Origin of the sequence: Streptomyces sp. NPDC021012 (assembly GCF_044333355.1) — a bacterium.
In the GTDB taxonomy this organism is placed as follows: domain Bacteria; phylum Actinomycetota; class Actinomycetes; order Streptomycetales; family Streptomycetaceae; genus Streptomyces.
On the sequence record NZ_JBIRQU010000003.1, the window covers coordinates 881,111 to 892,440 of the forward strand.

Consider the following 11,330-nt stretch of genomic DNA (forward strand, 5'->3'; position numbering starts at 1 on the left):
GGCGCTTCTCCCTCCCCTTCGTCGATCCAGGAAGAGCCTCAGACGTGCACATTCCCGCGACCCTGGTACGTGGCGGCACAAGCAAGTGCTGGCTGTTCAACCAGGTCGAAGTCCCCGCCGACCGCGGCGACCTCGAAAGGCTGCTGGTCGCCGCGTACGGCGCCGCCGACCCCGTGGAACTGGACGGGGTCGGCGGGGCGACCCCCACCACCTCGAAAGCGGCCGTGGTCGGCGCCTCACCCCAACCCGGCGTCGACGTCGACTACCTGTTCGCCCAGGTCGGCATCGGGACGGGCTCGGTGGAGTGGACGAGCAACTGCGGCAACTGCGCCACCGGCGTCGCCCTGTACGCGGTGACCAAGGGAATGGTTCCGGTCACCGGCGACCGGACGCGCGTGGTGATGCGCAACACCAACACCGGCGCGGTCCTCGAAGGCATCGTCGACACCACCGGAGGCGTGGTCCACCACTTCGGCCGCCAGACGGTACCCGGAACCCGTGCCGGCGGGGTCGCGGTCGGCCTCGCCTTCCGCGACCCGGCCGGTGGCACGACCGGCTCGCTGCTCCCCACCGGCCGGGCCGCCCAGGACCTGCGGGTCGGCTCCGCCGAGCCGGTACGCGTGAGCATGGTGACGGCGGGAGCTCCGGTCGTCCTCGTCGACGCCGCCAGTGCCGGGCGCACCGGCGCCGAGTCACTGGAGCGGATGAGCGCGGACGTCCCCTGGCTGCGCACCGTCCGGCACACCGCCGCACCCCTGATGGGGCTGCTCCGGCCGGGCGGGGAACCGGGTGACGCGGTGCCCAAGGTGGGCCTGGTCGGCCCGCCCGTGCCGTACACCACCACCCTCGGTGAACCGATCGGTGCCGAGGACTACGACGTGTCGGTGCGCATGCTCAGCATGAACGCCCCGCACCCCGCGATCGGCCTGACCTCCGCCGTCGCCGTCGCGGCGGCCGGACTCCTCGAGGGGTCCGTGGTCTCCCGGGCCACGGGCGGCCCGGCCGGCGAGTGGTTGCGCCTCGGCACGCCCGCCGGCGTCCTCGCGGTCCGCTGCACCGACGTGAGGAACGGCCTGCCGCACCGGGTCACCGTGCAGCGCGCGGCCCGTCTGCTCGCCGACGCCCGCATCTACGTACCGGAAGCGGGCAGCCCGCGAGCCGCCTGAGCCGCGGCGAACACCACCTCGGTCGGGCCGGCTCCCCGCCGTCCGCACCGGGATACCCTCGCGCCCCCCGGGGCGCGCCACCCCGTCCCCACCGCACCAAGGACAAAGATGTCTGCTGAAGTGATCTCCATAGGCGCCCTCCTTGTGATGTTCGTGCTCGGCACCGTGCTGCCGATGAACCTGGGCATCCTCGCCTTCGTCGCCACCTTCGCCGTCGGCACCGCCTCGCTCGGGCTCACCGAGGCCGAGATCTTCGACGGGTTCCCGGCCAAGGTCTTCGTCACCATCGTCGGAGTCACCTACCTGTTCTCCGTCGCCCGCCGCAACGGCACCATCGACCGGCTCGTCGCGGCCGGGGTGAGGCTGGTACGCGGCAAGGTCCAGCTCATCCCCTGGGTGCTGTTCCTGGTGGCCGCCCTGCTGACGGCGTTCGGTACGTTCACCCCGGCCGCGGTCGCGATCCTCGCGCCGATCGGCCTGAACTTCGCCTACCGCTACAGGCTCAACCCGCTCGTCGTCGGCATGATGGTGATCAGCGGCGCGCACGCGGGCGCGTTCTCCCCGCTGGCCGTCTCCGGTGCGCTGGTCCTCGGCCTCGTCGACAAGACCGACGTGCAGGTCTCCGCCGTGGCGCTGTTCAGCGCCAGCTTCCTGGTCAACCTGGTGCTCTCGATCCTCACCTACGCCCTGTTCGCCAAGCGTCCCACCCCGCTGGTCGAGGGCGCCGCGGAGGCGGCCGCCGACGAGGACCCCGCCGTCTCCGGCAGGCCCGACTGGAGGCAGTGGCTCACCCTCGCCTCTCTGGTGGCCCTCGTCGTCGGCGCGCTCGGCTTCCACCTGGAGATCGGTTTCCTCGCGCTGGCCGCCGGCGCGCTGCTTGCCCTGGTGGACATGAAGCGGCAGGAGAAGGCCGTCGACGGCGTCAGCTGGTCCACCCTGCTCCTGGTCGCGGGCATGATGACGTACATCACGATGCTGGAGAAGGCCGGGGTCATCGAGAAGCTCTCCGAGCATGCCGCCAACCTGGGCGCCCCGCTCGTCGTCGCCCTGCTGCTGTGCTTCACCGTGGCCGTCACCTCCGCCTTCGCCTCCTCCACCGCGATCCTCACGGCGATCATCCCCATCGCCGTACCGCTGCTGCTCTCCAGCCACCTCAGCGGTGCCGGACTGATCGCCGCGCTCGCCGTCTCCACGACGATCGTCGACACCTCTCCCTTCTCGACCAACGGAGCACTCGTCCTCAGCAACGCCCGTGGGGTGGACTCCCGCCGCTTCTACCGCCAGGTCATCGGCTACACGGGCGGAATCGTCGCCCTCGGCCCCGTCGTCGCCTGGGGCGCCCTGGTCGTGCCCTGGTCATAGCGCGGGGACCGACGACGGACAGGGCGTCAAACCCGTCTCGGGGCCTCTCGGACAGCTGGAGACTCCCGCCTCGCGCCGTGCGGTGCCACGTGCCCCGCCGGTGCCGGGGCGAAGGAGCGGGCCGGGGGCGAGGTGTAGGCGCGGGCCAGGTCGATCAGGTGGGTCTTCTCGGCCGTGAGGGTGGTCGGGTGTTCCCTGCGGGGGAGGAGCAGGGGGGCCGCTTCGAGGGGAAACGATTCTGCTTCCATGGCGCAGCGCGGGACGCCCGCGAGTTTCGCCCGGCGGGCCTCCCTCATCACACAGGCCAGGACCGCCGCGTCGGCCTGGGCGGGGGTGAGGCCGTGGGGCCGGACGTGGTCGCGGGCCAGCAGCGGGAGCCCGGGGGGCACGTAGTGGTCGAGCTCCAGCATGGCGTCCCGGATCTCGATGAGCTTGCGGTAGGCGAGCAGTCCCCGCGGAATCGGCGGCAAGAGGAGTTCGAGCAGTCTCGTACGGCGTCCGGTCAGGACGACGTGGGGGACGGCGCCCACCAGCGCGTGCCAGAGGGGCCAGAGACGCCACACCGTGCGGGCGTCGGTCACCGCGCGGGCCAGCGCGGCGGCGGTCGGGACGAGGACGGCCGCCGCACGCAGCACCGCATGCAGGTTGATCAGGAGCGGGAGGTACGGCCAGACCCACTCCACGTCGAGGACGAGACGCAGCAGCCGGCCGGTCCAGAACAGCCCGGCGAACGCGGTGCCCGCGGCGAAGAGCCAGAGGGCGGTGGCCAGGAGCCGGTCGTCGGTGCGCAGGCCGTACCAGCAGCAGACGACCAGGCACACGGAGTTCGCCACCATGTGGGTCGCGATCAGCGTCAGCCAGTAGGCGAAGGACGGCGCCGGGCCCCCGGTCGCGATCACCGAGTGGGAGGGATGCGCGGGGGCCGTGAGGTCGAGGACGGCCAGGACGGCCATGACCGTGCCGGTGGCGCCGAACAGGCCGATCCGCAATCGGCGGCTCCCCACGGGGGCGAAGACGAAGCACAGGACGGCACCCGCCGAGACGACACCGGTGAGGTTCCTCGCCAGGTCGACGGCGTGGCCGGTACCGGTGAGATCCCGTGCCGTCCCGGTGACGACGGGCAGGTCGAGGACCATCGCCACGCCCGCCGTGGCCACCGCCAGCCACAGCCCGCGCTGGTCGGCGGAGCGCAGGGACGGCCTCGCGCGGAGGAGTACGGCGAGACAGATGCAGAGACAACCGGGGTACGTGAGCCACGTGCCGAACGCGGTCAGATGCGAGCTCAGCACTCGGGGTGCTCGACTCCGAGGGCCGCGCTCAGGCTGGCGAGCGGGCCCTCTGGTTCGCGGCGCGGCGGCTGGTCAGCCCCGGTGCGCAGGAGACTCGCGAGCAGTTCGGCCTCGCGCTCCTGGAGGGTGGTGTAGTTGGTCCGCCCGAAGAGGCGCCCGATCAGCCGCGGATCGAGGTCCGGCAGGACCGCGCGCAGGGCGTCGTCCTCCTCCGGCCGGCCCGCCGCCGGACGGTGGTCGAAGAGCATGTGGCCGAACTCGTGGAGCACGATGTGTTCCTGGTGGAGCGGGGAGGTGTGCTGCTCGTAGAAGATGTGGTCGTCCGCGGCCGTCGCGAGCCAGACGCCGCAGGCGCCGGCCGAAGCGGCTTCGAGCGGCAACGGGTGGAGGTACAGCGGCCGCCCCCGCTGCTCCGCGACGTGGTCGCGGAAGCTCGCGATGGAGAACGGCTTGGGGAGCCGGACCTGTTCGGCGAGCCTCCGGCAGCGCCGATGCAGGGTGAGCGATTGCAGCACCTACCGCTCCTCCGTCTCGGGTAACAGGGCGTCCTCCGTCCTCCGGCCGTCGTCTCTCCGTCTGCTCCGGCGCCCCTGCCCGTCCCCCTGGGGGTCGACCTCGGGGAGGTTCTGCACCTTCCTGGTCTCGTTCACGATGGTCAGCAGGGAGTCGAGACTCGCGGGCGAGAGCCCCGAGGCCCGCATCGCCAGGCTGCGCACCTTGGTGTCCCTCAGGGCGGTGGCGAGCGCCAGCTGGGCCTTCACCCGCTGCGACACCTCCTCGTTGAGGAAGTACTCCGGGGGCACCCCGAAGAACTGGGCGAGGACGTCGAGCTGTTCGAGGGTGATGTTGCGCTTCTTGCCCGTGGCGAGTTCCCACAGGTACGTCCCCGAGATGGAGCCGCCGGTCGCCGCGCTGATCTCCCGGGCGAGGCGGGCGTATCCGGGCCGCTGCTGTTCGTCGGGGTAGACCGCGTGGATCAGTTCGGTGAGCCGCTGGTCGAACTTCCGCAGCAGCGGCCGCACTCCGTCGTCGTACGCCGGTTCCCCAGCCATGCGAACCATCCTTCCCGAAGACCCCGCAGAGGGCTCGGACCATGTGTATCCCCGTCCGCAGGAGCGGACAAGAACGATTCAGGACACGTGCCGAGGCGGATGGAGCTGTCCACGTCAGCGGACGTGTTGACGCCTGATCATGCGCTGGCTTAGCGTCACATTTCGGCTACGGTCGCCGACGAGGCGTCGCCCATCCCTCGAAAGGATCGCGATCGCATGGTGGAGCCGCGTGACACGCAGGACCGGTGGGCGCACCGGTCGGGCGTCGACCGCCCACAGGGTGCCGCGGCCCTGCGCAGAACCGGCTTCGCGGCCGGTGCCGCCGTACCCCGTACGGCTCCGTACCCACGCGCCGTGCGCTGACCCTCCGCCGCCTTCCCGGCCCCGCTTCCCTGCTCACCCCACACCCCCACACCCCACGCCCCCCACCCCCACCCCCACCCCCACGCCCCCCACCCCTCACTCGTGATCCCCGTGCGCTCCCACGCGGTGACTCCTCTCCCCGCGCCGCTCCGTCGTGCCCGCGCAGGCGGAGCCGTACCGCCTTTCCTGTCATTGATGACGTGCGTTCCTGGAGGCATTGATGTCCATGATTTCGGATCTACGACAGGCGTCGACCTTCGACATCGACATCCACACCCTGCTGCCGGCCGACTCGCCGCGCTTCGCGCTCGACCAGGCGCACGTGCGGGCGCTCGCGGAGAGCGAGACGGAGTTCCCGCCGATCCTGGTGCACCGGGCGACCCTGCGGGTCATCGACGGCATGCACCGGGTGCGGGCCGCGAAGCTGCGCGGGATGGACACCATCGGCGCGCGCTGGTTCGAGGGCGACGAGCAGGCGGCCTTCCTGCTCGCCGTGGAGTCCAACACGCGGCACGGGCTTCCGCTCTCCAGCGACGAGCGGAAGCAGGCGGCGCTGCGGATATTACGTACCCACCCCCACTGGTCCGACCGGAGCATCGCCGAGCGGACCGGATGGAGCGCCACCGGCGTGGGCGCGCTGCGACGGGACATCGCCGACCCGGACGCGCGACCGGAGGCGCGGGTGGGGCGGGACGGCCGGGTCCGCCCGTCCACCACGGCGGAGGGCCGCCGGGTGGCGGCCGAGGTGATCCGGCGGAATCCGGCGGCCTCGCTGCGGGAGATCGCCCGGCAGGCCGGGATCTCCGTGGGCACCGCCCGCGACGTGCGCCACCGGCTGGCCGACGGGCGGCCGGCGGTTCCCGACGGCCGCCGTACCGACGCTCCCGCGGCCGGTCCCACCGCCCCCGCGCCGCCCGTACCGGACGAGGAGCGTACGGGCCGGCGGGGCGCGCCCGACCTCGCCCGCCGCATCACCCTCCTCGACGGGCTCCGCAACGACCCCTCGCTCCGGCTCAGCGAGAGCGGACGGCTCGTCCTGCAGCGCCTGCACGCGCAGCTGCGGACCACGGAGGAGTGGAAGCGCCTCGCGTCGACCATCCCCCTGCACGGCCGGAGCGCGGTGGCCGACATCCTGTCCGCCTGTGCCGACGACCTCAAGGGGACGGCCCAGGAGCTGCGGTGCGTCGAGGACTCCCTGACCGGCTAGCGCCGGCCGGACACGGTGGCCGCGCCGGCTCCGCCCGGGGCGGCGGCCGCCACCCGGTGGGCCACGGCGGTGACGACGAGCCGGCGGCCGACCCGCCACCGCCCGTGCAGGGCGTGGAGCGGTCGCCCCTCGTCGTCGTGCCCGGTGCGCAGGAGACGGGCGCGGAAGGACTGCCGGTACGGGTCGAGGACCAGCTCGGCCTCGCGGAAGTCCAGCCAGGTCCCGGTCAGCGGGAACCACGCCTTGTACACCGACTCCTTGGCGCTGAAGAACAGCCGGTCCCAGTGGAGCGCGGGCCGGGCCCGGGACAGCTCCGTCAGGTGGGCCCGCTCGGCGGGTGACGCGATCCGCCGGAGCAGGCCCGGCGGCAGCGGTGCGTGGGGTTCGGCGTCGATGCCCAGGGCGGCGACGTCGATCCTGCGGGACACGGCGGCCGCGCGGTAGCCCTCGCAGTGGGTCATCGAGCCCACCACGCCCTCCGGCCAGGTCGGGGCGCCCCGTTCCCCCGGCACCATCGGCCCGGCGGGCCGGCCGAGGGCGGTCAGGGCGAGCCGCGCGCAGTGCCGTACGGTGGCGAACTCCCGGCGCCGGCGGTCCGCCGACCGGCTCAGCACGGCCGCCTCCTCCGGGAAGATCCAGGCGTCCGGGACGTCGCCGAACTCCTCGGCGGTCAGCGCCGCTTCCGGTACGAGCCCGGTCAGGAGCGTCGGGGTCACCGCTTCGCCCCCGACGGCTCCCCGCCCACGGGCCGGGCGGGCTGGGGGCGCGGCACCGCCGCCTCCCACTCCGCGGCCAGCTCCCGCAGGTCCGCGTCGACCATCTGGCGCGGGTAGGCCCAGCGCAGCAGGGGCGCGGTCATGGCGGTGGTGACGAGGGCCATGACGACCATGAGGGAGTACAGGTCCGTGTCGAGCAGCCCCAGTTGCAGGCCGACGCCGAGGATGATGAGTTCGGTGAGACCGCGGGTGTTCATGAGGATGCCCAGCGTCGTGGCCGACCGTCCGGGCCTGCCCGTGGCCCGCGCTCCCAGGTAGGCGCCGCCGAACTTGCCGCCGACCGCCACGAGGAGGATCAGGCCGAGCTCGCCGAGCCCGTCCGTGTCCACCGTGCCCAGGTCCACCTTCAGCCCGGCGACCGTGAAGTACGCGGGCAGCAGCATCCAGGTGACCGCCTCGAACCGGTCGGCGACCGCCGCGCGCAGCCGCTCCGTGCCCTGACGCGGCACGATCGCGCCCGCGAGGAACGCGCCGAAGATGAAGTGCAGCCCGAACCACTCGCTCAGCGCGCCGGAGACGAGCAGCAGCACCGTCAGGACCCCGAGCGGCCCGGCTCCCGGCCCCCGCTCGCCCGCCCCGGGCCCGCCCGCACCCGGCACGCCGGGCTCACGGGCGGCCAGGAACCTGCCGAGGAGCGGCCGCACCACCGCGATCATGACCACGGCGTACGGCAGGACCAGGAGCACCTGCCAGGAGCTCTGGCTTCCCGTGAAGGTCAGGACGGCCGCGAGCAGCAGCCAGGCGACGACGTCCCCGGCGGCCGCGCTCGCCATCGCCAGCGCGCCGACCCGCGTGTGCTGGATGCCCCGGTCGGTGAGGATGCGGGCGAGGACCGGGAAGGCCGTGATGGACATGGCCGCGCCGAGGAACAGCACGAAGCCGAGCCGGTCGCCGACCGGATGGGCGTTCCACAGCCACACCGCCAGCACCGCGCCGAGTCCGAACGAGCAGACGATCGACCCCACGGACACCCCGACCGCCGCGCGTTTGTTCCCGCGCAGCAGCCGGTGGTCGAGTTCGAGGCCGACGAGGAACATGAACAGCGCGACGCCCAGGTTCCCGAGCGTGCCGAGCATCGGCCGGACGTCCGTGGGGAAGACCGCGTCCGAGAGCGCGCCGTGGAACAGCGTCGGACCGAGCAGGATGCCGGCGAGGATCTCGCCGAGGACGGCCGGCTGGCCGCATCGCCGTGCGAGGCGCCCGAGCACGTGCGCCAGTGCGAGGACCACCGCGAGCCCCATCATGATCATGGCTGTCTGGTGGGTCGTCATGAACACTCCTTCTCCGCGCCGGGGATGTCCAAGTCGTTAGACACGGCGTTCCGGGCGTTGCTATGTTGAGAGGTATGTCGAGTCCTGAGGCGGAAAGAAGCGAGCCACCGGTGATCCGGTGGCTGATCGCGTAACCCTCTGACGACCCTGCTTCCCCCGGCCTCTGCCGCCGAGCAGCGCGTCGCGCATTCGCCACGGATCAACCGCATCGCGGGATCACGTCCGGAGCTCTCTCCGGGACGTCTCCCACGCCACGCACGGCCTTTCGTCCATGCGTCGCGTCTCCCCTTTCTGCGATGTAGTTGGAGCTTTTTCATGCCATTCGCCATCTACGTTCTCGGGCTGGCCGTATTCGCCCAGGGAACGTCGGAATTCATGCTGTCCGGGCTCGTGGAGGACATGGCCGCCGATTTCGGCGTGTCCCTCCAGGCCGTCGGCTCGCTCACCTCGGCCTTCGCCGTCGGAATGATCATCGGCGCACCGCTGGTCGCGATGCTGAGCCTGCGCTGGCCGCGCCGCCGGGCGCTGCTCGGCTTCCTCATCACGTTCCTCCTCGCACATGTCGTCGGCGCCCTCACCAACAGCTTCGAAGTCCTCTTCGTCACGCGGGTGATCGCCGCACTCGCCAACGCGGGCTTCCTCGCCGTGGGCCTCGCCACCGCGGCGAGCATGGCCGGCCCCCAGGCCAAGGGCCGGGCGACCTCGATCCTGCTCAGCGGCGTCACCCTCGCCTGCATCGCCGGCGTCCCGCTCGGCGCCGTCCTCAGCGAGGTCTGGGGCTGGCGCTCGGCGTTCTGGGGGGTCGCGATCATCTCCGCCCCCGCGGTCGTCGCGGTGCTGTGGTCCGTGCCCGCGACGCCCGTCGACCCCGCGGCCCCCAGCGTCCGCCACGAACTGCGGGCGCTCCGCACGCCCCGGGTCGGCGTGACGCTCCTGCTCGGGGCGCTGGTCAACGGAGCGACGTTCTGCTCGTTCACGTACCTCGCGCCGGTCATCACCAACGTGACGGAGCTGAGCTCCGGTTGGGTGCCCGCCACGCTCGCGCTGTTCGGCATCGGGTCCTTCGTCGGGGTCAACGTGGGCGGCCGGCTCGCGGACACCCGTCCCGGCCAGGTCATCGCGTTCGGTGGCGCGGCCCTCCTCGCCGGCTGGCTGGTCTTCGCCCTCACGGCCGGGAACCCGGTCGTGGCGCTCGCCCTCGTCTTCGTCCAGGGCGCGCTCTCGTTCGGCGTGGGCTCCACGCTGATCGCGCAGGCCCTCTACACGGCGTCGGGCGCCCCCACGCTCGCCGGTGGATTCGCCACCGCCGCCCTGAACGTCGGCGCCGCCGCCGGGCCCGCCCTGGGCGGTCTCGCCCTGGGCGCCGAGTTCGGTTACCGCTCGCCGCTGGTGGTGAGCGCCGTGCTCGTCGCCACCGCGCTCGTCCTGGCGGGCGCGGCCCGGGCCGCCGGCATCACCGGCGCCAAGGGCGCCGCCGGTGCCGCGGAGAACACGCCCACCGAGCGCCCGGTGGAGGCCCGTTCCTGACCGTCCGTCCCGTCTCCGGTGGCCCGTCCCCTTCGCGGGGGCGGGCCACCGGCCGTCCGGGCGGAAGGCTCGGGGCACCGCTCAGAGCAGGGAGAGGAAACGGGTGACCATGTCCGCCGACTGCTCGGGGTTCAGCCGGGGATCGCAGGTGGACCGGTAGTCCGTGAACCGCGGCGGCCGGTCCAGCTCCGACACGCATTCGGTGACCGGGTCCGGGGTGAGCTCCAGGTGGAGACCCGCGGGCCACTGCCCGTGTTCCCGCAGCGTCCGCACGAAGGAGGCGGTCTCGGCGCGCATCGGCTCGATCAGCCGGGTCTTGTGACCGGCCAGCTTCAGCCCGTTGCCGTGCATGGGGTCGCAGAGCCAGACGACCGGTGCGCCGTGGCGGGCGACCGCCCGGACGACGGGCGGCAGGAGCTCGTCCACCTTCTCGGCGCCGAAGCGCACGATGAACGTCAGCCGTCCCGGTACGCCCTCCGGGTTCAGCGACCGGCTCAGGGCGACCGCGTCCTCCGGCGACACCGTCGGCCCCAGCTTGACGCCGATGGGGTTGTGCACGGCCCGGGCGAGGGCGACGTGCGCGCCGTCGTCCCGGCGGGTGCGCTCGCCGATCCAGCCGAAGTGGGCGGAACCGCTGTACGTACCGTGGGCGCCCTCGCGCACCAGCGGCCGTTCGTAGGGCAGCAGGAGCAACTCGTGGGAGGTGTAGACCCGTTCCAGGGCGGGCCGCCCCGTCCAGGAACGCCGGATCTCGTCGAGGACGATCCGCGAGCAGGTGTACGCGGTGAGGAGCCTGCGGGGCTCCGGGGTCCTGGCGGCCGGTTCGAACTCGGGCTCGTTGACGGCGTCGCCGCAGTAGCTGGGCATCTGCCGGCCCGAGCCCGACTCCTCGGTCTCGAACGGCGAGGAGCGCGGCTTCCCGTACTGGCCGGCGATCCGGCCGACGGCCACCGCGGGCAGCCCGCTGCCGGCCCGCATGATCGCGGCGAGGCCCTGGAGGTTGTCGACCTTCCGCCGGACCAGGTCGGGAACGGCCTCGTGGAAGCGTTCGGCGCAGTCGCCGCCCTGGACGAGGAGCGCCGAGCCGCGGGCGACCAGATCCATCCCGCCCATCAGGTCGACGATCTCGTCCTCGGGGGTGAGGACGGGCAGCCCGGCCAGCTCCCGCTCCACCGCGTCGACGGCCTCCGGGTCGGGCCAGTAGGGCTGTTGTGCCGCCGTCCGCCCGGCCAGGGCCGAGAGTGTCGTGGTCGCATGCATCGTGGTCTCCTCCGCCCTCGTCGGAACACCGCCGGCGGGGCTGTGGTGGGGGTCGTA

The 11,330-nt window shown here is 72.8% G+C and carries 10 protein-coding genes; 4 read left to right on the top strand and 6 right to left on the bottom strand.

Annotation, left to right across the window (positions count from 1 at the left end):
- The first annotated feature begins 44 nt into the window (after window positions 1-44).
- Together ACH4TP_RS13810 and ACH4TP_RS13815 are read left to right on the top strand one after the other, a co-directional pair.
- Window positions 45-1,166, top strand: a complete 1,122-nt coding sequence (locus ACH4TP_RS13810) for a PrpF domain-containing protein (protein ID WP_398437731.1) — start codon at window positions 45-47, stop codon at window positions 1,164-1,166.
- Window positions 1,167-1,274: 108 nt separating this feature from the next.
- Window positions 1,275-2,528: an SLC13 family permease gene (locus ACH4TP_RS13815; protein ID WP_398437733.1), complete on the top strand. Its 1,254-nt coding sequence runs from the start codon at window positions 1,275-1,277 to the stop codon at window positions 2,526-2,528.
- A gap of 26 nt (window positions 2,529-2,554) precedes the next feature.
- On the opposite strand, the gene ACH4TP_RS13820 is transcribed toward ACH4TP_RS13815, so the two are convergent.
- The 3 genes from ACH4TP_RS13820 to ACH4TP_RS13830 are packed head-to-tail and all read right to left on the bottom strand — an operon-like array spanning window position 2,555 to window position 4,869.
- Window positions 2,555-3,817: an MAB_1171c family putative transporter gene (locus ACH4TP_RS13820; RefSeq protein WP_398437735.1), complete on the bottom strand. Its 1,263-nt coding sequence runs from the start codon at window positions 3,815-3,817 to the stop codon at window positions 2,555-2,557.
- A complete protein-coding gene (locus ACH4TP_RS13825; RefSeq protein ID WP_389225064.1) occupies window positions 3,811-4,332 on the bottom strand; it encodes a hypothetical protein in 522 nt (173 codons plus the stop codon). The genes ACH4TP_RS13820 and ACH4TP_RS13825 overlap by 7 nt, the downstream gene beginning before the upstream one ends.
- Complete coding sequence (locus ACH4TP_RS13830) at window positions 4,333-4,869, bottom strand: hypothetical protein (RefSeq protein ID WP_389225062.1); 537 nt, start codon at window positions 4,867-4,869, stop codon at window positions 4,333-4,335.
- Between the two features lie 583 nt (window positions 4,870-5,452).
- Between ACH4TP_RS13830 and ACH4TP_RS13835 the strand changes: the two genes are divergently transcribed.
- Window positions 5,453-6,439, top strand: coding sequence for a ParB N-terminal domain-containing protein (locus ACH4TP_RS13835; RefSeq protein ID WP_398190079.1), 987 nt, complete (start codon window positions 5,453-5,455; stop codon window positions 6,437-6,439).
- Here ACH4TP_RS13835 and ACH4TP_RS13840 read toward each other — a convergent pair.
- Complete coding sequence (locus tag ACH4TP_RS13840) at window positions 6,436-7,155, bottom strand: 4'-phosphopantetheinyl transferase (RefSeq protein WP_398437737.1); 720 nt, start codon at window positions 7,153-7,155, stop codon at window positions 6,436-6,438. The genes ACH4TP_RS13835 and ACH4TP_RS13840 overlap by 4 nt on opposite strands.
- Window positions 7,152-8,486: a cation:proton antiporter gene (locus ACH4TP_RS13845; protein WP_389225056.1), complete on the bottom strand. Its 1,335-nt coding sequence runs from the start codon at window positions 8,484-8,486 to the stop codon at window positions 7,152-7,154. Before ACH4TP_RS13845 ends, ACH4TP_RS13840 begins: the two co-directional genes overlap by 4 nt.
- A 315-nt stretch (window positions 8,487-8,801) precedes the next feature.
- On the opposite strand from ACH4TP_RS13845, the gene ACH4TP_RS13850 reads away from it, so the two are divergent.
- Window positions 8,802-10,013 (top strand): Cmx/CmrA family chloramphenicol efflux MFS transporter, encoded by a 1,212-nt coding sequence (locus ACH4TP_RS13850; RefSeq protein ID WP_398437739.1) that lies wholly within the window; start codon window positions 8,802-8,804, stop codon window positions 10,011-10,013.
- Window positions 10,014-10,094: 81 nt separating this feature from the next.
- On the opposite strand, the gene ACH4TP_RS13855 is transcribed toward ACH4TP_RS13850, so the two are convergent.
- On the bottom strand, window positions 10,095-11,273 hold the full coding sequence (locus tag ACH4TP_RS13855) for a 3-deoxy-7-phosphoheptulonate synthase (RefSeq protein ID WP_389225052.1): 1,179 nt from the start codon (window positions 11,271-11,273) through the stop codon (window positions 10,095-10,097).
- Between the last annotated feature and the right edge of the window lie 57 nt (window positions 11,274-11,330).